Consider the following 23313-nt stretch of genomic DNA (forward strand, 5'->3'; position numbering starts at 1 on the left):
CTCCCTTCAGGAGATGATAAATTTATAATAACTTAAATAACCGATTGAGTACTGCCAGAACAAAAGTTTTGAAATAACATTAAAACCTGTGGTTGTTTTTATTATATCACCGATATCCATGAAAAGCTTCATATCGTAAGTCGATATTTTTGAGAAATCAAAGTATATCGGCAGATCCTTCAAACGCTTGTTTAATCTTTCGTACTGCTCGAATTTTGACTTATCGATAGTTGAAGCTATTAACCTATTCCCACTTTTATATATGTAAAATTTTGAATTCTGAAAATTAAGGAGCCACTCTTGCTTTTGCGAATCATACTTTGGTCCCAACTTTGCAATGTTAAGTTCAAGATCCTTTCCTGTAAAGTTGTCAAATATGAATACAAGTTCCCCTGACTCGAACCTACCAACAACGTAAACATTGGTTGACGACAAGGCAATGTACTTAAGAAATTCAGTTAGTCTAGTCAAATCAGATGTTACACCGGAAAACCAAACCTCGATTGAGTTTATTAAAGCAGTTGTGTTCTTTGAGGGAACGCAAATATAGTAATTCCAACTTAATGGTAAAGTACCAATGTTGTCACTCACTTTGGAAGTGTTGTTTTGTTTCTTATTTTTTTGCTCTATAGTGAAGTTAAACATTCCGGCTGAAATCACAGAAGTGAAAAGCAAATACTCAGAATCAGAATCATCTATTTTTATTCCACCCGGTAAATTTATCTTTAAAGTATTTGGTTTAGAAAACCCACTGATAAAAAACGTTCCCGCTTTGAGTCTATCAAATTCTTTGAAAATTCTTGCCAATTGCATTTCTGGTGTCTGAAATGTTTTAAGCGCTAACTCCAGAGCTTGCTTGCTTCCTGCAATAATAAAATACTTACCGTTTACTGATGCGTAAAGTGTATCTCCAAACAAATACATATTCTGGGAGAATACTTTAAAATTAACACCTAAAAGATATGAAAGTGCTTTGGGCAACTGAGTTGGGTATTTTGTTTCGAAAACGATAAAGCTGTTTGTTGCAATATTTCTTATGAACTCCAGATAGTAGTTTATGTCAAAAGATACAAAATTAGATATGTCGATCTCTATTCCTTTGGAAGCGAACAGAACGTCATTTGACATTGCATCTCGAACAACATCAGGTAAAACCCCTGTTTTATATCTCATATCTTCTAAAACTCTTGAAAAAGAATCTTCAAATCCCAACCCTTTCCTATCCAACATGAATGCAAAAAACGGCACTTTTTTAACCTCGTCGTACCAGCTTCCGCCTTTCGATATTCGTAAAACAAAATCGTAATCTTTATGAACAAAGTTAAAAATATCAGATGCTGCGAATAAGTTTAAAAATAGCAAAAATAACATTGTAACGATCAACATTTTTTTCATCTAAGTGCCTCCCAAGCTGTGTCCACAATTTTTATTATATCAGTTTCTGTATAGTTTTTTTCAGTTATTTTTTTTGAGAATAAAGCAAAAAATTCAATATTACCATCCGAGCCTGGCAACTTGGAAAATGTTAGATATTCCGTATAAAAGTTGCATTCAGCAAAAGATTTGAGAACTTTATCAAGCACTTCAAAATGCACTTTTTTATTTGTTACGATACCATTCCTTGTTTTATTTGTTTCAAATTGTGGCTTTATAAGGGCTATTAACTTGGTTTTCTCTAAACACAACTTTTCCAATGCCGGTAATAGTTTTTCCAAGGATATGAAGGAAACATCAACGGTTATTATATCAAGCTGATCTTTTATATCATCATACGTTAGTAACCGTGCATTTTTTTCTATCTTGACCACTCTTTCATCCATGGCAATCTTTGGGTGCAACTGATCAGTATTTACATCTACTGCGTAAACTTTTCTTATACCATTTTGGAGCAGGTAATCAACAAAACCTCCTGTGGAACTTCCTATATCGCAAGCTATTTTTCCGAATATATCTACTTTGCGCTCTTTCATGAATCCTTCAAGTTTGTAACCCGCTCTACTTACGTACTTTACACCATCGATAAGTTCAATTTTATCTTTGTAAAAAAATCGCTTAGAAGGCTTGGTGACAACTACGTTGTTCACGGCAACAGAACCTGCTTGTATTAACAACTGCGCTTTTGTACGGCTCTCAACAAGGCCTTTCAAGACTAAAAGTTGATCCAATCTGATATATTTATCTTCCAAGTTCCCACTTCCGTAACCACATACGCTATTTTATCTTTTATATAAGTAAATTTAATTTGTTGACCTATAAATATATCTTCATAAAAATATCCAAAAGGAGTAACGTACAAATTTAAAATAGATGGATACACTATTGGAAACATACCTTTACTTCTTTGTTCTTCCACCTGCTTGCTATCGAAATTCGTTTCTTTTTCGTTTATTATAATATATCGCCCATTTGTGCTGTACACAATGAGCATGTTGTTTGGTTCCAGTTTTATCATGTAAGAACCTTCAAAAACTTTATTGAAAACAAACCGCCGGGTTTTTAAATTCAGCACAACGAGTTGCCCAGTAACATCAAGTAAAAAAAGCCTGTTTCCAGAAAATATGTAATCTAACGGAGTATTTGAAACTTTCATTTTCCATGTGAATGAAAGATCTGATACACTGCCATCAGCATATAGAACATAGTTATCCCATACAAAAACTATTTTATCATTTTTTAAACTTATTGAGTCTAATGAACGCTGCTCATTCTCAAAATCTATATTGTCATACAAAACAATGTAAGGTTCCCCAATAAATTTGCTTAAATACACTTTGTTCATTTTTTTATTGTGGATTATACTTTTTATTTCCCTTGCATCGTTTACCGGGTTTTTTCCAAAATCACCAAATATTTCTGAAAGTACTTTCATCATGTTACTAGGTTCATCCAAGATAACACCCTTAGGGATTGTGTACTCGTTTTCTTTGAAAGCTATATTCAAATAGTCATCTGTGCTCTCGAATATAATTATATCACTACCAAGTTTGATATTTTCAATGGAGGATGTTTTTAAAATATTCACGTCTATCGGTAAGACCCCCAAGGTGACTAATTGGCAAGATATGTATTTTTTAAGCACATTGTGAACATTTCTGAATTCTACAAATATGATAGGCCACTGAGATGATTTGTCAATATAGGTTTGTATTTCTTTATCGTTTATTTCTGGAATTAGATTTTTATACAATGTAGAAGCATTAATGTTCATTGAAAAAATAAAACTTTGTACAAGAACAATCCATGCGCAGGTGCTAAACCAGCTGATTTTGATCTGTCTTTTGATTCTAACACCTCCTGTACAGTTTGCGGTTCCCAAAGATTTGTGCCTACACGTACAAGATTTGCAACTATATTTCTTACCATACCTCGAAGGAAAGAAATACCTTCAACCCTTATAAGTATTAGTCCTTTTCTCAATTGCACAATTCTTATATTGTTTATCGTTCTTACAGTCTTTTTATCCTCTCCTTTCTTACTAAATGCAACAAAATCGTGTTCGCCTATTAAATATTTTGCAGCTTCGCGCATTTTTTGTATATCAAGATGATAAGGGAACCACCATACGTACTTCCTTAAAAACAAATCTTTCATTTTCGAGTTGCAAATGTAATAATGATATATCCTGCGTTTGGCATGATGCCTCGGGTTAAAATTCGGTTCTGTAAACCAAGCTCTTTTAACGTATATATCAGAAGGTAAATTTGCATTCAACGCGTTGCGAATATCAACTTCAGTTAGCTTATCGTTAGGACAATCAAAGGCGGCTACCTGTCCATTCGCGTGAACACCTGTATCTGTTCTGCCTGCTGCCAACGTATCAATGTGCACTTTAAATATACGTTCAAGTGCCTTTTCGAGTTCGCCCTGTACAGTTCGTACATCGTTTTGTATCTGATATCCAAAAAATTCAGATCCGTCGTATGAAAATTCTATTGCAACTCTTTTCATAAACTTATAATGCGCCCACCTCCGGATTTTTTTGCCGTAACGAGACCTGTTCTACACTTTTCGATTAATTCATCAAATGTTTGCGCATCAGTGGGATATTTAACAACACTGGCACTTATACTTATCATATTGTACCTTACCTTCATTTCCTCTATGATTCGCTCTGCGAGCAAGACTCCATCAGATTTACTTTTGCTCCAAAGAAGTATTATCTCTTCATCACCTACTTGCGAAAATACGCCAAGGTTCTTAACTTCCTCGGTTGTTATTTCACCGAGTGTTTTAAGTATCTCATCTCCTGTGTGGAAACCAAACAGCATGTTAACTTTCTCAAAATGATCGATATCAATATAAAGTAGTATGAAATTCTTTTTCAACTCTATGTTCTTTGAGATCTCTTCCATCAATATAGAATAAGGTTGCTTTTTCTCGTACTCACTTGCGAAAAATAACGAATATTTGCTTTCAGCAAGAATCTTCGATATTTGCCAAGAGAAAAATCTTGCAAATTCTACTTCCCTTTTAGAAGGTCTCAGTAAATTCTTGGGTTTGTCATAACTAACGTACCCAATTATTCTTCCTTCGTAATTTATCGGTACTATAAAAAGATCGTCTGGATCCCACGCATTTTCTGATTCCAGTTTAACATATTCAAATGGTCTGTATGTAAAAGTTTTATTTAAGTCAACACTACCTTTTGGTATGAAATATGCCCCTCCTATATCAAATCTTTGTTGCATGAATACAAATGTTTCTTTTATTTCAGGTTTTTTCTCCTTTAGCTTAACAAATTCTTCATCACTTATTCCCGACTTCGCTAACCTAATGACCTTTCCACTTCGGAAGTCGAAAATGCTAAGTAAAGCATACTCAAAACCTACTATTTGACAAGATATATCAAGCACCTTCTCGAGAACGGTTTCTATAGGTTTCTCTGAAATGTTATCCAATACCTCTGGTAGCTTCATAATATTTTGTATTTCCCTGATAATTTGCTGTTTTTCAAGTTCAAGTTCTTCATGCCATATTTCAGCATTAACTGTGTAATAAAGATGTATGATAAAACCAGCGTAAACAAGTGTTGAAAAAAGTAGTTGAGGCAATCTGGCCTCGGGAAATAAGTAAAACATTGTCAGTATAAACGAACTATATATAGATAAAATAAGTATTATCGCAATGGCTCGTAAGTATTTTCTTAAATCAGTTTTTGCAAGAACCTTCACGTACAATGCTGTTAAGATAAAATTGACAAAAAAGTATCCAATGGAGAAAAATAATATTCTAAGGTGATCGATCATAGCAAATCTTACCAAAAGTGTCCCTACAGCTATTTGTAGGAATTCAAAAGAGCCCCTGAACAAAAACGTTCTAATGTTATTTAAGTAAATCAGTAAGGTGAGTAAGCTTAACACAAGCAAACTTTCCGGTGTCAAATACAGAAGAAGATAAAGTAACACAAAACTTTTTAAATTGAGAACCAATCCACCGATTGTTATTTGCACTGACTGAGCAAAGAATATTAAAGCTAAAGATAGCAACATTAAAGGAACATCAGTAATGACTACAAGTGGTTGAGACATTAACAAAGCAGCAATTCCGATAAAAATAGTTGTTAGTACAAATATCCATTCATTTTTAGTCAACATCCTTCCCCCCAATGTAGAGTTATAGTAATTGTAACATATTCACGATATATTTTAAACTGATTTTTATGTATATTTTGGCATTTATATTCTATCATAAGTTCGATAATTCATAAAGGGAGGTATATGGGAAGATGGAAAAACTCAGGTATATCGCGGAAAAGTTCGGAACACCTGTCTTAGTCATGGACTTAAACGTAATTGCAAAAAACTACAGACAACTTGTGGATAACATAAATAACTGCAAAGTTTATTACGCGGTAAAAGCTAACTCCAACGTTGAGATAGTAAAGTTGCTCAGAGACATGGGCAGTCATTTTGATGTAGCCTCCCGTGGTGAGATTGAAAAATTGCTATCACTTGGTGTTGAACCCTACAGAATGAGTTTTGGAAATACAATAAAAAAACTTGAAGATATAAAATTTGCCTACGAAGTTGGTATAAAAATGTTTGCAGTTGATGCAGAGATGGAAATTGAGAAAATAGCGTTTGCCGCACCTGGTTCCGATATATATGTGAGAATTAGTACGAATGGCATGGAAAATGACGCAGATTGGCCACTGACAAGAAAATTTGGAACAAGTGTTAATCACGCAATTGAACTAGTAAAATACGCAAAAGAAAAAGGTCTTAACCCAATCGGATTGAGCTTTCACGTAGGCTCTCAAAATTATAATCCAGAAAACTGGAGAATCGCTATCAGAGAGGCTTCTATCGTTTTCGAGGAAGCAAGGCAATTTGGAATAGAGATGAAGATGATTAACACAGGTGGCGGAATGCCTGTGTTGTACACAAGAGAAATCCCAAAGATAAGTGAGATTGCAAAAGTTATAAATGAAGCAGTCGAAGAATATCTTGGAAGCGATGTAACTGTAATTGTCGAACCCGGAAGATCAATGGTTGGCAACGCAGGGATTATGATTACAAAGGTTATCTTAAGAAGTAAAAAAGCGGATGAAAATTGGTTGTATCTTGATGCTGGTGTTTTCCATGGACTAACAGAGACTATCCAAAACATCAGATACAGAATAACAGTGGATGGCAAAGAGAACGAAGAACTTGAAAAGTTTGTTCTTGCTGGTCCAACATGCGATAGTGTTGATGTAATGTATTACGATGCAATGCTTCCAAAAAGTACTACACTTGGAGATATTGTTTATTTCCATACTGCAGGAGCTTATACGACAGAATACGGCACTTCATTTAACGGAATAGCTTCACCAACAATTGTATTTGAAAATGGCATTCTCTTACCAGATGAAAATGAATTCGAAGACGAAGAAAGTCTGGAAAAGGAAAAACCAAGAGAAAAGTTGAGAATTGAAGATTAATTTTAAATAAAATAAAAAAGATGCCGATTTGTTCGGCATCTTTTTTATTTTGCTAACAATTACCACCATCTTTCCATGCGTTTACGCCCAATTATAACTTCTTGTCTGTTTCCTTCCTGAATTCTTATCATATGTCTTCCTGAGAGCATTGAAAGGACGTTTGTAAACAATGTTATAGGCGAGACGTATTTTTTTGTTGAAATTCCCGCAAACATTGGAATCGTAATAAATCTTAATATACTTTCTATGACAAAGAATATTTGCAGTCCAAAAACGTGGTATTCTTTTATGTAAAAATCAAAGGAATTAAAAAATTTTGCTACTGGTCCTCCAAGCATCGAACCAATCATACCACCAAGTCCCCCGAATGCCGAGAAAACGGCAAAGTACATCGGGGAATTGCTTGAGGCTGTTTCCATAGGTAATGTTATAAATGCCAAATTTACAGCTGCCCATCCAACACCAGATAAAATTGCGTCAAGTGTCATTCCAAATATCCAATCTTTTTCATTCATTAAAAACCATATAGCTGGAGTGATTGAGACAATCGATAATCCAGTAACCAAAACACTTTTGTGACCAAATTCGTCTGATAATCTCCCCCAAACTGTGTAGAATAACATAGATAACAGCGAAGCGGCTATTGAAGCATAACTTATGTATGTCATTGGTAATCTCAAATTGTGTATTTGATGATACGGAAAAAATGGCGCTGCGAATAGTACAACAAAATTCCAGATAAAATACGCCCTTGATAGTTTCATAAAGTTCTTATCTTTCAAGACAATTCTTAAATCATTTAAAGAACCTGTACGTTTGGATGGACTTTCCCTTACCGGTATCAGTGAAATCAAGGATAATAAAGAAGTTAGCATTGATATAATTATTACGATCATAAAATTGTATGGCTTCCTAAGGTTGTCTGTTATTATCGAGAACAAGTAAAATACTAACAAAGTTGCTAGGGAAACAAAAAAGTTCCGTACACCAAGATACTTTCCTCGCCGCTCTGGGTGGATTGTATCTGAAATAATACTGATCCAAACATTACCAGCAAAAGCACCAAAAATTTGACTCAGCGCAAAAATCAAAATGAACAACTCTGGTTTTTTGTGTTCAGAAAAGAGCATCGGTATCAAAACGAGCCATAAAAATCTGCCAGAATTGAAAAAAATCAGTAAGTACTTTTTGCTTGGTATTTTTTCAATTATTCCGGGCGCAAGTATTTGAAATATTTGAAATGCCATTGGAAAGGAAGAAACAAGTCCAAGTGTAACTTCATCTAAACCAAAATATATAGCTATTGCGGTAAAAACAACCGTTTGGGTTAAAACTAAATAAAAAGTAGATAGTACCCCTTCTAAGGTCAAAAGAAATTCATCTTTCGAAGTATGCCATTTTAGACCTTTTGATAGCTTGTGTGTTTCACTCATCCTTTTATCACTCCGACTGGAACGCACTTTGCTACTCTAAGCGATATTCCAAGCTCATCAACAACTTTTACAACTTTGTCCACATCTTTATAGGCTTCTGGTGCTTCTTCCACAATTCCTTTCTTTGACTTTGCCATAAGTTTAACACCCTTGTCATTTAGTTCCTTAATAACACGATCAGTTGAGAGTTCTCTTGTTGCTTCCCTTCTTCCAAGTGTTCGACCAGCACCATGTGCTGTCGAGCCAAATGTCATTTGTTCTGCTTTCTTGGTTCCCACAAGTATGTAAGAAGCCGTTCCCATACTTCCAGGAATGATCACTGGTTGACCTGTTTTTCTAAAAATTTCAGGTAATAGAGGGTGATTAGGTCCAAAAGCCCTCGTAGCGCCTTTCCTGTGTACCACAAGTTTTTTTACTTTTCCATCAATATCGTATTCTTCTACTTTTGCTATATTGTGTGCAACATCGTACACTAATTTCACATTTACACCAACAACGGCCTTGAAAACTTTTCTAATTAAATGTGTTATAATTTGTCTGTTGGAGAAGGCATAATTTGCTGCACAATTCATAGCATGGTAATAGGCTTGTCCCAATTCACTCTTGAAAGGCGCATTTATGAGTTGTTTATCAGGGAGATTTTTGTTGTGCTCTTTTAAATTATCCCTCATTATTCTTATATAATCCGTTGCTATCTGATGTCCAAAGCCTCGGCTACCTGTGTGAATTAATATTGTTATAGCACCTTTATATATTCCAAAAACCTTAGCTATCTCTTCGTTGTAAACCTCTTCTACAACCTGGATTTCTATGAAATGATTTCCCGCTCCCAAGGTTCCAAGTTCGTCTTTTCCTCTTTCAACGGCTTCTGAGCTAACTTTTGTAAAATCACATAGATGTATACAACCATAGTCTTCTATTCTCTCTAAATCACTTTCATATCCAAATCCAAGTTTTACAACTTCACGTACTCCCTCTGTAACTATCTTTTTAAAGTCATTCTTCGAAAAATGAAGCTCGCTTGTTTCACCAACACCAACTGGCACTGATTCATAAATGCGCTTTATCAATGTTTCTAAATTCTTCTTAACTAACTGTGCATCACCATCAACAACGAGCATTCTAACGCCGCAGTTGATATCAAAACCCACACCACCTGGGCTGATAATTCCATCGTCGACGTCAAACGCCGCCACACCACCTATAGGGAATCCATAACCCCAATGTATATCTGGCATTGCGTATGCAGCATTCACTATCCCAGGTAAAGTAGCTACATTTTTTATTTGTTCAATAGCTTCTTGATCAATGGTTTCCCAATCTGAAAGTATTATTGCGTCAACCAGCATCCTATCGTGCTTCTTGATTTTATAAATGTATTTGTCTATTTTTTCTAATCCATCTACCGAACTCATAGTTCTTCCCCCCTTTCATTAGATTATCTAATCTTTGAGATGCTCCGCAATTTTTTAGACAACAAAAGAATTGAATTTGTTTTTACAAAAAAGCCACCAAGATGGTGGCTTTCTCAAAATTATTTTATGCTCTAAAATGGGGATTATATTCTCTTTTGGCTTTTTCCAAAAATTGATGTATCTCTTCAAATTCTGCCTTAACCGTGAAATGATGACCTGTTCTGTATTTTATCTCCACTATACCTTGAGAAAGTGTCTTTCCCACAGTAATCCTGAACGGAACACCGATTAAATCTGCATCATTAAATTTCATACCCGGAGAAATATTTCTATCATCGAACAGTACTTCTTCACCTTTCTGAATAAGGTAATTGTACAAACCTTCGGAAAAATTCATTAAATTTTCGTTATTACTTACAGGTGTAATCACTACAGTGAATGGTGCAACAGAAACAGGCCAGATAATACCTTTCTCATCGTGAAGTTGTTCAACGATTGCTCCCATTGTTCGCGAGACACCCCAACCATAACACCCCATTATAAAGGGTTTAAGTTGACCGTCTCTATCCATATATTTTGTACCCATTGCTTCAGAGTACTTAGTTCCAAGTTTGAATATGTGTCCGAGTTCTATGCCTTTTTTTGAATTCAACGGTCTACCGCATACTGGGCATGGATCATTTTTCTGAGTTACGACCAAATCTGCCCAACTGTCTACCTTGAAATCTTTTCCCGGACTAACATTTACAAAATGATAATCTTTTTCCATACCACCAACAACAAAGTTTTTCATCCCTTTCACGAGGTTATCTGCTATAATTCTTATCCCCTTCGCTCCAACAGGACCAAGAAATCCAATTGGTACACCAAAGTCTTTTAGTATATCTTCCGGGGAAGCAAATACTAAGGATTGGTCATTTACAAACGATTTGAGCTTTTCCTCATTTAATTCCCGGTCACCAGGTACGAGCGCCATGTAGTATCCATTTCTTCCTTTATAAATTAACGTTTTTACTATTTTCCTTACAGGTACATTCAAAAAGTCTGCTACATCCTGCGCCGTTTTGACATTTGGAGTGAAAACTTTCTCTATACTTTTTTCTTCCTCGTTATCGTACTGTATATTACCTACATACGGAACTCTTTCATCATTACCTGCGTACCCGCATTCACAGAAAAGGATATTACTTTCTCCCGTATCAGCAAATGCAACAAACTCATGCGATTCACTCCCACCAATCGTGCCTGTTGAAGCCTCAACTACCGCATATTTCAATCCTATTCGTTCCATTATATTTGAGTACGCTTTTCTATGCGCTTGGTAGGTTTCATCCAAGGATTCAAAACTACTGTGAAAACTATATCCGTCTTTCATTATGAATTCCCTTGCTCTTAATACCCCAAATCTTGGTCTTATTTCGTCTCTGTATTTATTAGCAATCTGATAAAGGGTTATAGGTAATTGCTTATAACTGTTCAATTCATTTTGCACAAGGAAAGTAACAAGTTCTTCATGAGTTGGTCCCAGTGTAAAATCTCTTCCGTGTCTGTCTTTTAGTTTCATCATTTCCGGTCCGTAATCATCCCATCTTCCAGACTGCTTCCATAGTTCTGCAGGTTGTATTATTGGCATTAATATTTCATTTGCTCCAATTTTATCCATTTCTTCTCTCACTATTTTCTCGATTTTCAAGAGCACCTTTCTACCAAGTGGGAGATATGTGTAAACTCCTGCTGCAATTTTTCTTATAAAACCCGCTCTTATCAGTAATTCTTGACTTGGTACTTCTGCATCTGAAGGTGCTTCTTTAAGCGTTGGAGCATAAAATTGCGAATACCTCATCTTTCTCCCTCCACAATCTCATACTTTGTTCCTTCCGGTGTATCGAGTAATCTTATTCCAGATTTGGTGAGGACATTCCTTATTTTATCTGCAAATTCGAATTGTCTTTGTTTTCTAAATTCACTTCTCAGCTCGATCAGATTGTTAATTAAATTGCCAAATTGTTCAGAATCAAATGATGTGCGTTTTTCAAACTCGCTGTCAAAAATTCCCAAAACAGATCCGTACACTCTCTTAACAAGATGATACATCCTCAATGCTCTTTCATCTTTGCCCTCATCCATGGACTTATTTAACTCTTTAACAGTATCAAATAACACTGAAAGCGCAATAGGTGTATTAAGATCATCTGCAAGTGCATCTACAAATCTGTTTATGTATTCTTTCATTTCTTCATCGTACTTTGGTACAAGTGGATAAGGGTATTTTTCAGTAAATCTTTTCAGTGAAGCATGAACTCTATAAGCCGCTTTCATGTTATCTTGCAGCACTTCTTCAGAAAACTCTATTGGAGATCTGTAATGTTTAGAAAGCAAAAACAATTTCACAGCATCTTTACCGTATCTTCTTACAGCTTCTCTTATCATGAAAATGTTTCCCAAAGACTTGCTCATTTTATCCCCGCGAACTATTATCATTCCGTTATGCATCCAATATTTTGCTGGTGGTTTACCAGTTAACGCTTCACTCTGTGCAATTTCATCTTCATGATGTGGAAATATCAAGTCTTCGCCACCACCGTGTATATCAAACATATCTCCGAGTAATTTTTGCGACATCACGGAACACTCGATGTGCCATCCTGGTCTACCATCACACCAAGGACTTTTCCAAGTTGGCTCCGCCGGTTTTGCTGATTTCCAAAGAACAAAATCGAGTGGGTCTCTTTTTTTCTCATTCACATCAACTCTTGCACCCGCCACTAAATCATTCAAATTTTTTCCTGATAGCTTGCCGTAGCTTGGCAATTTCCTAACAGAAAAGTACACATCACCATTTTCAACAACGTATGCAAACTCTTTTCTAATCATCATTTCTATTGCTTTAACAATATCATCTACAAAGTCAGTTGTCCTCGGGTGATAGTTTGCTGCTCTAACTCCAAGCAACTGAGCATCGTGAAAATACTCTGATATAAACGTGTCAGCTACTGTTCTCCAGTCAACATTCCATTCTTTTGCCTCGTTTATAATCTTGTCATCAATATCCGTAAAATTCTGAACTAAGGTAACACGATACCCAATAAATTCTAAGAACCTTCTAAATGCATCAAAAATCACCATAGGGCGAGCATTACCTATATGTATGTAATTGTACACCGTCGGACCACATACATACATCTTTACTTCTCCCGGATTTATAGGTTCAAATTTTACCTTGTTCTTATTAAGTGTGTCAGTTATGTAAACGTCGATCACAGTACCACCTACTTTGAGATTATATTATGAAACGAAATTCTTTATCCTAGCTATAACTTCTGACTTACCAAGTATTTCAATTATGTCTATCAACTCTGGACCTTCTGTTTTTCCTGTTAGAATAAGCCTAAGAGTCATATAAAACTCTTTTCCTTTTAGTCTTGCGCCTTTCATTGCATTTTTAAATGCTAGATATATTTCCTCTTTTGTCCATTGGTCAAGCTTTTCGAGTTCTTGAACAAGCATTCGATAGGTCTCAACAGCTTCAACACTTTTTTCTACAACAATCGAAGGTCTTTCGAAGAAAAATTCGGTGAGTTCGGGAAGTTGAGAAAGTTCTTCTAATCTATCTCTAACAGCATGTAGTATTTTTTCAAAATACTCATCACTCACACTGCGTTTTAAAAAGTCTTTGGCAATAACTGTAAGTTCTTTTAAATCTTTCATTCTAATATGTTCTGCATTCATCCATCTGAGTTTATCAGGGTTAAAAATTGCAGGGTTTTTAACTAGTCGTTCAAGAGAAAAACTTTCAATTAATTCAAATTTGGTCAATATTTCTCTACCCTCTGGATGAGACCATCCGAGCAAAGCGAGGAAGTTGACGAGTGCTTCTGGTAGGTATCCTCTTGCTTTAAATTCCTCAACAGAAGTTGCTCCATGTCTTTTGCTCAACTTGCTGCCATCTGGTCCAAGAATCATAGAAACATGTCCAAACACAGGTGTACTCCAACCAAAAGCTTCATAAAGGGCTACTTGCTTTACGGTATTTGAGAGATGATCATCACCACGAAGAACATGAGTAATCTTCATCAAACCATCATCTATTACACAAGCATAATTGTACGTTGGCATGCCGTTACTTCTTAAAAGCGCAAAATCTCCTACACTCCCTGCTTTAAAAACGACCTCACCTTTTACTATGTCATGTAACACATAATCTTTTCTGGGCATTGAAAAATAAACAGCTGGTCTGAGACCTTTCGCCTCGTATTCTCTTTTTCTTTCAGCAGTATTGTAAGGTTCAAGCATTTCTCTTGTGTAATGTGGGGCTTTTCCTTCAGCAAGTAATCTTTCTCTCAGTTGTTCTATTTCTTCAGGATATGCATAAACTTCATAGGCTATACCTTGGTCTATAAGCTTTTGTGCGTACTCTTGATAAAGATGCGCTCTCTCACTCTGCCTATAAGGGCCATATTCTCCACCAACATCAGGTCCTTCATCCCAATCGAGTCCAAGCCATCTCAAAGCTGACATCAATTGCTCTTCGAAAATTTTTTCTGATCTTTCTATATCCGTATCTTCAATTCTTAATATAAACTTGCCATTCATCTTCCTTGCGTAAAGATAATTAAATAGTGCCGTTCTTGCTCCGCCAACATGTAAATATCCGGTTGGACTGGGAGCAAATCTTACCCTAACTTCACTCATTTAACCCTCTCCTTCCTTATTGAATTGCTAAATATATTTAATAAACGGGGGGCTTTGCCCCCCTGATTGTATGCAATCAAGACAGTCAATCACTCTTCTAAAGGTTCGAACATGTCCTTACTAACTCCACAAACGGGGCAGGTCCAATCTTCGGGAAGATCTTCAAAAGATGTTCCTGGATTGATTCCGGAATCTGGATCACCAACTTCTGGATCATAGATATAACCGCAAACTGTGCATCTGTACTTCATTTCTTCCACCTCCATTTTTTGCGTGGTACATAAATTATACCACACAATACATTTACTTTTCAACTAAAAGTTTTCTTGTACTGAAAATAAACTGTGTCGCGTATATAAAAAGTGTCATAAGAAAAGAAAGCAAAGTAAGTCCAAAACTACTTTTGAAAAGGTCGAGAAAAACTCCGCCAACAAGAGGACCTATTCCAAATAACAAACCAATAACCATCTCGTGGAGAGCACCTTGCTTTCCGTGTTCAACAGAGGTAGAAAGCAAACCATAAAATATGGCAAATGTATACGGAACAGCATAACTACATCCAGCTGCAAAAGCTGTCAAGAAAAACAGAAGAGAACTTTTTGCAAAGAAAGAAAGTACTCCAGTTATTGGAACAACCAAGAGAAGTAATGCACAAATTTTTTCATTACCCACCCACTTTTTCCAATACTGAAGAATAATAAATGTTAGTAGAACACCTATATTTGCACCAACTGTCAAAAAGCCTGATCTTTCAAGCTTTAAACCAGCCATTGTAACCAATTTTGGAAAATCTGCAAGTACGGATGTGTATATCAAACCACCAAGGAAGAGAATAATTCGATACTCAAAACGTAAGTGCCTCATCCGAAGTTCATCAACCACAACATTTGAATTAGATGAATGCTCTTTCAATTTATCTGTTGGTGAAAATTCCACAAGTGGACCATTATTCTTGAAATCTAAGAATATCAAAAAGCTCAATAAACCTGACACAAAAAGTCCGTATAAGAATATAATATTCTTTGCGTAGACTGTAAGATAAGGACCAAAAGCCATTCCAAATATATTACCAGTACTCCAAGATAGAGTAAATCTCCCAGTAATTGATGGTGGATCAACACCCAGTGTAGTTTCAGACTTTGCAATTAATCCCTCTACTTGAGGAAAAAAAGCGCCAAAGAATACCCCTTGCATTATTGCAAATATGTGCAAAAATAAACTGCTTTTAATCAATAAACCAACTATACAAACTAAGAACAAATACAGAAACAAACCAGAAATAACCTTTTTGTAACCTTGCTTATCACCAAGATGACCAATACTAATACTCGCCAGGGCATAAACAAACGACGCGAGAAAATTAAGAAAACCAATCTGTGAGAACGTAAAACCCCATCTTGTTGCTGTCGCATTCATAAACGAATTGAACAAATATGCTTGAATAGAAACTAGGAAAGCAACTAAATGATAAAAGTGGAAAGTGGAATTCCTATTTACTCTCATATCTACCTACCCCCAACAAATATGCTCTGAAAAAATTTGGCATAAACAAATTAAAATACAAATGAATTAATTGATATTTTAACATAAGAAATCTCAAAGTTCAACATTGAAGAGGTAGAGCTTGTTTGATTACCATTTGATTACCAAATGTACTAATTGGAGAATTAACCTGTTGACAGTCAAAAAACTCTGTGGTAGAATTTAACACGCGATGGGGCGACGTAGCCAAGGGGTCTAAGGCGGAGGTCTGCAAAATCTCTATTCGAGGGTTCAAATCCCTCCGTCGCCTCCACAAATTGGGCTCGTAGCTCAGTTGGTAGAGCATCCGGCTCATAACCGGACGGTCGGGGGTTCGATCCCTCCCGAGCCCACCAAAAATTTTTATAAGAGACTAAACGGGCTTGTTTGCCCGTGTTTGTTTTATAGTTTATATGAAATTTAGAGTATTATAAATCCCGCTCTGCTTTGGAAGGCATGAGCAGGGCCGCATAGACCGAGGGAGGAGGTGCTTTATGAGGATTTACGAAACGATGTTCATCATCAAACCTGATATACCAGAAGAAGAGAGAAACAAGCTTGTGGAGAACGTGAAGAAGTTTTTGGAAGAAAGAGTAAAGGCTCAAGTGGATAACGTTGACAGATGGGGTATGAGGAAGCTTGCTTATAAGATAGGAAGATATTTTGACGGCGATTACACTGTGGTTTACTTCCGATGCAATGGACAAGGTTTGGATCAACTTGAAAATTACTTCAAGGTACATCCAGAATTCATAAGATGGCAGACTTTTAGAAGAGAAGATCTCGAAAAGAAAGAAAGGAGAGCAGCAAGAGCTAAGAAAGAAGAAGCTGTTCAACAAGTTGTTCAAGAGGAAGGTAAATCAGAAGAGAAGGTGGAGTAATAATGTCTTATAACAAGGTAGTGTTGGTTGGTAGGCTTACACGAGATCCCGAAACAAGACAAACCTTAGATGGGAATTTGATTGCAACTTTTACATTGGCTGTTAACAGATCAAATAATGGAGAAGCTGATTTTATACGTATAGTTGCATTTAGGAAACTTGCTGAGTTAGTTCATAATTACCTTCAGAAAGGTAGAATGGTTCTTGTAGAAGGTAAGTTAAGGATAAATAAATGGAAAACTAACGATGGACAGACAAGATCAACACCAGAAATTTGGGCTGATAATATAGTCTTCGTCGAATCAAAAAGGACTGACAAAGACGTACCGGAAGAGATACCATACGAGGATGTCTTCGGCACAGATGAAGAGTTAATCGAAGATATACCAGATGACGACGAACCACCATTTTGATTTACCTAAACTTAACGCTTAAAGGAGGGATTAAAAAATGCCCAAAGTAAGGCAAAGGAGAAGAAAGGTTAAAGCATGCAAAATGTGTGAAATGAAAGTTGAATATGTTGATTATAAAGATACAAGAATTCTCAGAGATTTTCTCAACGAAAAGGGTAAGATATTACCAAGAAGATTGACAGGGAACTGTGCAAAACATCAAAGAATGGTCAAAGATGCTATAAAGAGAGCTAGACAAATGGCACTTTTACCATACATAAGATACTAATTCAAACAAATCGCCCTATACTGGGCGATTTGTTTTTTAAGAACTTTTGAAATGGAAGTGACAAACATGTTGAATGAAATTGTGAAATATTTAGTTTTAACACTTTTGACAATTTTAATATCAGTTTTAATGTTTACTGCCGAGATAAAGCAAGATTGGATCTTGTTCACTAATGGTAGCAAGATAGAGTTATTAGTAAATGTTGATTCTAAAGTAGTCATAATTGATTATTCTGCTGATGGTACTGAAAAAGGTGAGTTCAGCAAAGAGCAAATAGATACTCTCAGAAATTCTGGAAAAAAGGTATTTGCTTATCTTAATGTTGGTATAGCTGAAGATTGGCGTTTTTACTGGAAAAATCTTGACAAATCACTTATATTGATGCCTCTTGAAGGATGGAAAGGTGAATTCTATGTAAAATACTGGGAACAGAAATGGTTTGAAATCGTTAGCGAATACATCAAAAGAATTAGCTATGCAAATTTTGATGGTGTAATGTTTGATTGGGTTAATGTGTATGAGCATAGCAGTTTGCAAAAGTCTTCAAAAAAATCCCAGCACGATTTGGAAAAATCTATGGTAGAACTTTTGAAAAAATTAATAAATAATTATCCTAATCTCGAAATTGCCTTGGTGAATGGTGAAAAATTGCTGAAGAATTATCCAGAACTTACTCAAAGAGTCAAATATGTAGTAGTTGAGAGTCTATTTTTCAAAAAAGGAAAATTAAACGTAGATTCATCAGAATTTTTGTCTCGAATTAACCTAATATCAAGTATACAAAAACTTGGGGTAATTGTTCTTTCGGTAGAATACATTGATAACGGTAATCCACTGGACAGGAACAACGTAGAAAGAGTTAAGCAATACATAAGTCTTGCAAAAAAATACAACTTCTTTTATTATGTGGCACGAGATGATTTAAAACTCGACAGTGTAAATATTCCTCGGATATCAAATTAAACTCTGGTTGTGTTGAGTTATCTTAGCCGTCAATATCGTCACGCATTCCTACTTCATTTAGTATTATAAAATCTTTGTTTCTCCAGTCTTTTTTCACTTTTACAAAAAGGTCCAAATAAACCTTTGATTCTATAAAATACTCAATATCCTTCCTTGCACTCTCTCCTATCTTTTTTATCATTTGTCCTTTTTGACCTATAATTATTCCCTTTTGACTCTCTCTTTCTACGTATATGTTTGCCCTAATGTATGTTACACCTTTCTCTCTCTCTTTTACTTCCTCTACTATAACAGCAACTGAGTGGGGAATTTCTTCGTACGTGAATTGAAATACCTTTTCTCGGATCAATTCTGCGACAATAAATGAGAGAGGTCTATCCACAATAACATCATCCGGGTAAAATTGAGGACCTTCAGGAAGATTTTCCTTTATCTTACCTAGCAATTCATCGAGTCCTTCCCCAGTTACCGCTGAAGTATCAACAGTACAAATAAGATTATTGACTTTTTCTTGGAGTAAATTTTTAATACGATCTATTTTCTCTCTTTTAACAAGGTCTATCTTGTTTATCACACCTATCACTGGTGTTTGTACTCTATTTATATGCTGAGTAATGTATTCTTCGGAATTTTCGAATCCTTCCTTAGCATCTATTATGAAAAGCAAGATATCCACATTCTTCAAAGCTTCAATAGCTGCTCTTACCATGTATTCTCCTAGCCTGTGAAGTGGTTTGTGGATACCTGGTGTATCAACAAAAATTATTTGACTTTCGCCATCGTTGTATACCACATTTATCCTGTTTCTAGTTGTTTGAGGTTTTTCTGAAACAATAACAACTTTTCTCTTCATTATCGAATTTATTATTGAAGATTTACCAACATTTGGCTTTCCTACAAAACAAACAAATCCAGATTTTTTTGATTCCATATCAATCTTCACCTTCTTCTAATGGTGTTGAGACCTCTGCAGCTTCAATGTGCTTATCTAAGTTTTTGAGTTTTTGAATAAAGTCCAGCAGAAGTATTTTCAGTTCATTTCCCAATTTTACTTGTCTGTCAATATAATACAAAATTTCCAAAATGGATTTAATTTTCTTTGGAGTATACATTTCCATATGGTTTACAGGCATATATTTTGAATCTTTGAATTTGAATCCGACAAATCTGGCTACTTTTGGTATAGGGACTGAAGTTTTTTTGGAGATTTCCACAATTTCTGGCCATGAATAAAATGGTTTTCCACTGCAAAGAACAACAATTTGCATTAGATCAATAAAATGCTTACTTAACGAATAGACTACAATAACAGGTTCATATTGCTTGACCACCTCGTCGATTAATCCATAGGCTTTTACTAACTGCATTTCACTTAAAGCAAATAAGAATTCATCAAGTTTACTTACAGTTCTTTTGTAAACTATCTCCCCTATGTCTTCTAAAGAAATTCTATCAGAATACACTCTTAACTTCTCGAGTTCCGTCAAGAGTGCCATTTCGTCCGTTCCTATTAGTCTGAAAAGTTCTATTGCCATCTGGTTTGATAATTCAACACCAAGCCATTTTGAGTTTTCAACTATGAACTCTATCCACTTTTCTTCTTCCCACTCCTTAGGTTTCTCAAAGCTTAGTATTGATACATGCTTAGAATCTTTTACATCCTTACCTACCTTCTCTGTTCGTACAAAAACGATGAGCTCCTCTTTAGAAAAATCTATTTTAGAAAACTCTTCTCTCTCCGACTTTGACCATTGATCGAAATCTACAAGATCGTATATCTTCCTATTTGAAAATAACCCTCCACTCATAGAGGCGTTGATCAATTCTTGGATTTTCCCATTTTCATCCGAAAATATCTTTCTGTATTCACAATTTTTTTCTTTTTTGAGAAATTCACGTATGTAAAGCTCTTTTCTCAATTCAGAATCACCAGTAAGGTAAACTAACATTTTTAGTACCCCTTTTCGTTTTCACAATTTGAAAGTTAACCTTAAAGTTTCTTAAAAGCAATTTGTACATCATTATCATATGAAACATTAATCTTGTTATTTCTTTCTTTGTAGACGTGAACTGTCTGTTGGATTTTTTCTTTCCGTGAACCAAACATACAGCTACCTTTTGTCTCTCTTGTTTGCCCGGTAAGTATTTTTCTTGCTGGTATTCTGAAAGTTTTCCAGATCTTATTTTTAACTTGAGTTTCGATGTTCCAATTAAAAGGAGTATATTGATCCTCATTTTTCGATTATCTCGGCTATCTTTCCACTTTCCATTTTCACGATTCGGTCGGCAATTTGTGCAACGGATGGGTCGTGTGTTACGATAACAAATGTCGTTCTTAATTCTTTATTGAGTTGAATGATGAGATTTTTTATTTGTTCACCATTTTTCGAATCAAGAGCTCCAGTGGGCTCGTCTGCCCAAATTATTTTTGGTTTTGTCGATAAAGCACGTGCTATAGATACTCTCTGCTGTTCTCCACCAGAAAGCTGGGGTGGATACGCATCTTTTCTATGTAAAATGTTCATTTTCTCAAGTAATTCAAGTGCTCTTCTTCTTGCCTCAGAGATCGGGTACTTGTTGAGCAACATTGGAAGTTCAACATTTTCTATGGCTGTTAAAACTGGAACAAGGTTGAAAAACTGGAATATGAATCCCATATTTCTCGCCCTAAATCTTGTCTTTTCTTCTTCACTCAAACTTGTAATTTCCACACCATCGATTACAACACGACCGGTTGTTGGTAAGTCTAAGCCAGCTAACAGGTTAAGCAATGTAGTCTTACCCGATCCAGAAGGACCTAATATTGCAATTATTTCCCCTTTGTAGATGGTTAAGTTTACATTATCCAATGCTACGACTTTTGAATTTCCACTTCCATAGACTTTTGATAAACTTTCGGCTGATACGATAATATCTTTTGAGTTAGACACAGAATTCACCTCTTATACTTTTCCAGAAGTTTCTTTTCCACATTCTCCGGTACCCATTGGGAAATTTTACCACCAAAAGAAGCAACTTCTTTTACAAGACTAGACGAAAGAAAAGAAAAGCTCTTGTCTGTCATAAGAAATACAGTTTCTACACCGTTACAGATCTCTTTATTTGCGAGTGCCATTTGGAGCTCATACTCAAAGTCTGTTACTGCTCTTAATCCACGAATTACAACGTCAATCTTATTCTTAATTGTGTATTCTACAAGTAATCCGGAGAAACTTTCAACCCTTATATTTGGTATATCTTTGAGACATTCTTTTACCATTTCAATTCTTTCATCAACAGTAAATGTGTAAGTCTTTCTTTTATTTTCCATAACAACAACGTACAGTTCATCAAATAGTTTCGAAGCTCTTTTTGCAATATCTATGTGACCATAAGTTATTGGATCAAAAGATCCAGGATAAGCAGCTTTTATCATTTTAGATTCCTCCAATTAAAAGTTTGGCTTGCTGTTTTACCTCATTCCTCTTTATGAAATACATCTGCCTCAAAGAAATTAGTAAATGAAGGATTAAACATCAGAGTAACAGTACCAATAGGTCCATTTCGCTGCTTGCCTATTATTATTTCAGTTTCATGAGGAAGGTCTATATGCTGTTTTTTGTAATACTCGTCTCTGTAAAGAAATATGACAACGTCTGCATCTTGTTCTATAGCTCCAGACTCTCTAAGATCACTAAGTCTTGGTCTCTTATCTTCCCTTTGTTCAACAGCCCTTGATAGCTGTGAGAGTGCTATTATTGAAATATCAAGTTCCCTTGCTAAAAGTTTTAGGGAACGGGAGATTTCAGAAATCTCTTGTTGTCTACTATCTCTTCTGTCACCTAAATTCATTAGTTGAAGATAATCTATAAATATAGCATCCACGTTGTATTCCTTCTTCATTCTTCTTGCCTTTGCTCTTAAAACTCTTGGTTCAAGATTGGATTCATCGTCTACTACAATATTTGCCTTCATCAATTTTGACGCGCCTTGCACGAGCCTTTTCCACTCGTCGTCACTCAGCCAACCTCTTCTCACTTTTTGAAGATCTACAAGCGATTCCATACACAACAACCTTTGAATAAGCTGTTCTCTGCTCATTTCAAGGCTGAAGATTCCAACAGATGCTTCGCCAATTGTTGACATATTCTTTGCTATGTTTAATGCAAACGCTGTTTTTCCAACACTTGGTCTTGCAGCTATTATTATAAGATCAGACTTATGAAATCCGGATGTCATCTCGTCAAGCCTTTTAAATCCAGTTGGTATACCTGTAACCAGTCCACTTAATCCCTTAAGGTGTTTGGAACGTAAATCCTCCAAGTGCTCAAATACTTCTGTCAATGCACTTTTTACATCTACATAGGTTTTAGTAGCCTTAGATTCTGCTATTCTGAAAATTAATCTTTCTGCTTCATCAAGTATCTCATCCACATCACTATCGGAATAAGCATTTTGAACAATTTGACTGCCAGCAGCAATTAGTTCCCTTAATATCGATTTATCGCGCACAATCTGAGCATAGACTTCCGCGTGTGCTGATGTCGGAACGTTATCGGCAAGTTGAGCAACGTACAATTCTCCTCCTACCTTTTCTAACAAACCCTGATCCTTTAACCTGTCACAGACCGAGATAATATCAATAGGTAATCCTTCATCATGTAGTTGTTCTATAACTGAGAAAATATATCTATGACGCTGATCATAAAAATCCGCTGAACTAACTATGGAAACTATATTATCTAATCTTTCCGGTTCTATAAATATACTACCTATTAATGCCTGTTCAGCCTCTATATTTGCTGGAATGTTCTTCACATATCACC

Annotated in this window: 23 protein-coding genes and 2 tRNA genes; 7 read left to right on the forward strand and 18 right to left on the reverse strand. The window is 35.7% G+C overall.

All coding sequences use genetic code 11. The features are described 5' to 3' along the window. Positions 1 to 6 precede the first annotated feature (6 nt). The 5 genes from N2Z58_08240 to N2Z58_08260 are packed head-to-tail and all read right to left on the reverse strand — an operon-like array spanning position 7 to position 5591. A complete protein-coding gene (locus N2Z58_08240; protein ID MCX7654648.1) occupies positions 7 to 1395 on the reverse strand; it encodes a hypothetical protein in 1389 nt (462 codons plus the stop codon). Further along, positions 1392 to 2186 (reverse strand): TlyA family RNA methyltransferase, encoded by a 795-nt coding sequence (locus N2Z58_08245; GenBank protein ID MCX7654649.1) that lies wholly within the window; start codon positions 2184 to 2186, stop codon positions 1392 to 1394. The genes N2Z58_08240 and N2Z58_08245 overlap by 4 nt, the downstream gene beginning before the upstream one ends. Next, positions 2150 to 3208, reverse strand: a complete 1059-nt coding sequence (locus N2Z58_08250; protein MCX7654650.1) for a hypothetical protein — start codon at positions 3206 to 3208, stop codon at positions 2150 to 2152. The genes N2Z58_08245 and N2Z58_08250 overlap by 37 nt, the downstream gene beginning before the upstream one ends. Beyond that, on the reverse strand, positions 3205 to 3948 hold the full coding sequence (truA, locus tag N2Z58_08255; protein MCX7654651.1) for a tRNA pseudouridine(38-40) synthase TruA: 744 nt from the start codon (positions 3946 to 3948) through the stop codon (positions 3205 to 3207). The genes N2Z58_08250 and truA overlap by 4 nt, the downstream gene beginning before the upstream one ends. Further along, positions 3945 to 5591 carry a GGDEF domain-containing protein gene (locus N2Z58_08260; protein ID MCX7654652.1) on the reverse strand — a complete coding sequence of 549 codons (1647 nt, stop codon included), beginning with the start codon at positions 5589 to 5591 and terminating at the stop codon, positions 3945 to 3947. The genes truA and N2Z58_08260 overlap by 4 nt, the downstream gene beginning before the upstream one ends. A gap of 134 nt (positions 5592 to 5725) precedes the next feature. Here N2Z58_08260 and N2Z58_08265 point away from each other — a divergent pair, with 134 nt between their 5' ends. Beyond that, the gene (locus N2Z58_08265; protein ID MCX7654653.1) at positions 5726 to 6922 is read left to right on the forward strand and encodes a type III PLP-dependent enzyme; all 1197 of its coding nucleotides are present in this window, start codon (positions 5726 to 5728) and stop codon (positions 6920 to 6922) included. 59 nt (positions 6923 to 6981) lie between these two features. Here N2Z58_08265 and N2Z58_08270 read toward each other — a convergent pair whose 3' ends face one another. From N2Z58_08270 to N2Z58_08300, 7 genes are all read right to left on the reverse strand, one after another. Beyond that, positions 6982 to 8355 carry an MFS transporter gene (locus tag N2Z58_08270; GenBank protein ID MCX7654654.1) on the reverse strand — a complete coding sequence of 458 codons (1374 nt, stop codon included), beginning with the start codon at positions 8353 to 8355 and terminating at the stop codon, positions 6982 to 6984. Continuing rightward, a complete protein-coding gene (locus tag N2Z58_08275) occupies positions 8352 to 9770 on the reverse strand; it encodes an RtcB family protein (GenBank protein MCX7654655.1) in 1419 nt (472 codons plus the stop codon). The genes N2Z58_08270 and N2Z58_08275 overlap by 4 nt, the downstream gene beginning before the upstream one ends. Before the next feature lie 124 nt (positions 9771 to 9894). Continuing rightward, complete coding sequence (locus tag N2Z58_08280) at positions 9895 to 11613, reverse strand: proline--tRNA ligase (GenBank protein ID MCX7654656.1); 1719 nt, start codon at positions 11611 to 11613, stop codon at positions 9895 to 9897. Further along, positions 11610 to 13028 (reverse strand): cysteine--tRNA ligase, encoded by a 1419-nt coding sequence (gene cysS / locus N2Z58_08285; protein MCX7654657.1) that lies wholly within the window; start codon positions 13026 to 13028, stop codon positions 11610 to 11612. Before cysS ends, N2Z58_08280 begins: the two co-directional genes overlap by 4 nt. Positions 13029 to 13055: 27 nt before the next feature. After that, on the reverse strand, positions 13056 to 14462 hold the full coding sequence (gene gltX / locus N2Z58_08290) for a glutamate--tRNA ligase (protein MCX7654658.1): 1407 nt from the start codon (positions 14460 to 14462) through the stop codon (positions 13056 to 13058). Positions 14463 to 14551: 89 nt separating this feature from the next. Further along, positions 14552 to 14713 (reverse strand): rubredoxin, encoded by a 162-nt coding sequence (locus N2Z58_08295; GenBank protein MCX7654659.1) that lies wholly within the window; start codon positions 14711 to 14713, stop codon positions 14552 to 14554. A gap of 52 nt (positions 14714 to 14765) precedes the next feature. Beyond that, the gene (locus N2Z58_08300) at positions 14766 to 15965 is read right to left on the reverse strand and encodes an MFS transporter (GenBank protein MCX7654660.1); all 1200 of its coding nucleotides are present in this window, start codon (positions 15963 to 15965) and stop codon (positions 14766 to 14768) included. A gap of 215 nt (positions 15966 to 16180) precedes the next feature. On the opposite strand from N2Z58_08300, the gene N2Z58_08305 reads away from it, so the two are divergent. The 6 genes from N2Z58_08305 to N2Z58_08330 all read left to right on the forward strand — a co-directional run bounded on the left by N2Z58_08305 (position 16181) and on the right by N2Z58_08330 (position 18508). Next, positions 16181 to 16257: transfer RNA gene (locus tag N2Z58_08305), tRNA-Cys, on the forward strand. 6 nt (positions 16258 to 16263) lie between these two features. Further along, positions 16264 to 16339 (forward strand) — tRNA-Met (locus N2Z58_08310). A gap of 138 nt (positions 16340 to 16477) precedes the next feature. Beyond that, entirely contained in the window at positions 16478 to 16864 is a 387-nt protein-coding gene (gene rpsF, locus N2Z58_08315; protein ID MCX7654661.1) for a 30S ribosomal protein S6, read from the forward strand. Positions 16865 to 16866: 2 nt separating this feature from the next. Continuing rightward, positions 16867 to 17277 (forward strand): single-stranded DNA-binding protein, encoded by a 411-nt coding sequence (gene ssb, locus N2Z58_08320; protein ID MCX7654662.1) that lies wholly within the window; start codon positions 16867 to 16869, stop codon positions 17275 to 17277. Between the two features lie 37 nt (positions 17278 to 17314). Then, positions 17315 to 17545 carry a 30S ribosomal protein S18 gene (gene rpsR / locus N2Z58_08325; GenBank protein ID MCX7654663.1) on the forward strand — a complete coding sequence of 77 codons (231 nt, stop codon included), beginning with the start codon at positions 17315 to 17317 and terminating at the stop codon, positions 17543 to 17545. 66 nt (positions 17546 to 17611) lie between these two features. After that, on the forward strand, positions 17612 to 18508 hold the full coding sequence (locus tag N2Z58_08330; GenBank protein ID MCX7654664.1) for an endo alpha-1,4 polygalactosaminidase: 897 nt from the start codon (positions 17612 to 17614) through the stop codon (positions 18506 to 18508). A gap of 22 nt (positions 18509 to 18530) precedes the next feature. Here the strand turns inward: N2Z58_08330 and era are convergent, their stop codons facing one another. Genes era through dnaB form a run of 6 tightly spaced genes read right to left on the reverse strand, consistent with a single transcriptional unit; the run spans position 18531 to position 23305 of the window. After that, positions 18531 to 19439 carry a GTPase Era gene (era, locus tag N2Z58_08335; GenBank protein MCX7654665.1) on the reverse strand — a complete coding sequence of 303 codons (909 nt, stop codon included), beginning with the start codon at positions 19437 to 19439 and terminating at the stop codon, positions 18531 to 18533. A 1-nt stretch (position 19440) separates the two neighbouring features. After that, positions 19441 to 20457: a DNA polymerase III subunit delta gene (locus tag N2Z58_08340; GenBank protein ID MCX7654666.1), complete on the reverse strand. Its 1017-nt coding sequence runs from the start codon at positions 20455 to 20457 to the stop codon at positions 19441 to 19443. Further along, positions 20435 to 20743, reverse strand: coding sequence for a hypothetical protein (locus tag N2Z58_08345; protein ID MCX7654667.1), 309 nt, complete (start codon positions 20741 to 20743; stop codon positions 20435 to 20437). The genes N2Z58_08340 and N2Z58_08345 overlap by 23 nt, the downstream gene beginning before the upstream one ends. After that, positions 20740 to 21438, reverse strand: a complete 699-nt coding sequence (locus N2Z58_08350) for an ABC transporter ATP-binding protein (GenBank protein MCX7654668.1) — start codon at positions 21436 to 21438, stop codon at positions 20740 to 20742. The genes N2Z58_08345 and N2Z58_08350 overlap by 4 nt, the downstream gene beginning before the upstream one ends. A gap of 5 nt (positions 21439 to 21443) precedes the next feature. Next, positions 21444 to 21920, reverse strand: a complete 477-nt coding sequence (coaD, locus tag N2Z58_08355; GenBank protein ID MCX7654669.1) for a pantetheine-phosphate adenylyltransferase — start codon at positions 21918 to 21920, stop codon at positions 21444 to 21446. Positions 21921 to 21964: 44 nt separating this feature from the next. Next, positions 21965 to 23305 (reverse strand): replicative DNA helicase, encoded by a 1341-nt coding sequence (gene dnaB / locus N2Z58_08360; protein ID MCX7654670.1) that lies wholly within the window; start codon positions 23303 to 23305, stop codon positions 21965 to 21967. Positions 23306 to 23313: the final 8 nt, after the last annotated feature.

This window comes from Fervidobacterium sp. (assembly GCA_026419195.1).
Classification (GTDB): domain Bacteria; phylum Thermotogota; class Thermotogae; order Thermotogales; family Fervidobacteriaceae; genus Fervidobacterium.

Excerpts from the sequence above, each read along its gene's own strand:
- N2Z58_08240 (MCX7654648.1), bottom strand. The coding sequence starts at position 1,395 with ATGAAAAAAATGTTGATCGTTACAATGTTATTTTTGCTATTTTTAAAC.
- N2Z58_08250 (MCX7654650.1), bottom strand. The coding sequence starts at position 3,208 with ATGAACATTAATGCTTCTACATTGTATAAAAATCTAATTCCAGAAATA.
- truA (MCX7654651.1), bottom strand. The coding sequence starts at position 3,948 with ATGAAAAGAGTTGCAATAGAATTTTCATACGACGGATCTGAATTTTTT.
- N2Z58_08265 (MCX7654653.1), top strand. The coding sequence starts at position 5,726 with ATGGAAAAACTCAGGTATATCGCGGAAAAGTTCGGAACACCTGTCTTA.
- N2Z58_08270 (MCX7654654.1), bottom strand. The coding sequence starts at position 8,355 with ATGAGTGAAACACACAAGCTATCAAAAGGTCTAAAATGGCATACTTCG.
- N2Z58_08275 (MCX7654655.1), bottom strand. The coding sequence starts at position 9,770 with ATGAGTTCGGTAGATGGATTAGAAAAAATAGACAAATACATTTATAAA.
- N2Z58_08280 (MCX7654656.1), bottom strand. The coding sequence starts at position 11,613 with ATGAGGTATTCGCAATTTTATGCTCCAACGCTTAAAGAAGCACCTTCA.
- gltX (MCX7654658.1), bottom strand. The coding sequence starts at position 14,462 with ATGAGTGAAGTTAGGGTAAGATTTGCTCCCAGTCCAACCGGATATTTA.
- N2Z58_08295 (MCX7654659.1), bottom strand. The coding sequence starts at position 14,713 with ATGAAGTACAGATGCACAGTTTGCGGTTATATCTATGATCCAGAAGTT.
- N2Z58_08300 (MCX7654660.1), bottom strand. The coding sequence starts at position 15,965 with ATGAGAGTAAATAGGAATTCCACTTTCCACTTTTATCATTTAGTTGCT.
- rpsF (MCX7654661.1), top strand. The coding sequence starts at position 16,478 with ATGAGGATTTACGAAACGATGTTCATCATCAAACCTGATATACCAGAA.
- ssb (MCX7654662.1), top strand. The coding sequence starts at position 16,867 with ATGTCTTATAACAAGGTAGTGTTGGTTGGTAGGCTTACACGAGATCCC.
- rpsR (MCX7654663.1), top strand. The coding sequence starts at position 17,315 with ATGCCCAAAGTAAGGCAAAGGAGAAGAAAGGTTAAAGCATGCAAAATG.
- N2Z58_08330 (MCX7654664.1), top strand. The coding sequence starts at position 17,612 with ATGTTGAATGAAATTGTGAAATATTTAGTTTTAACACTTTTGACAATT.
- era (MCX7654665.1), bottom strand. The coding sequence starts at position 19,439 with ATGGAATCAAAAAAATCTGGATTTGTTTGTTTTGTAGGAAAGCCAAAT.
- N2Z58_08340 (MCX7654666.1), bottom strand. The coding sequence starts at position 20,457 with ATGTTAGTTTACCTTACTGGTGATTCTGAATTGAGAAAAGAGCTTTAC.
- N2Z58_08345 (MCX7654667.1), bottom strand. The coding sequence starts at position 20,743 with ATGAGGATCAATATACTCCTTTTAATTGGAACATCGAAACTCAAGTTA.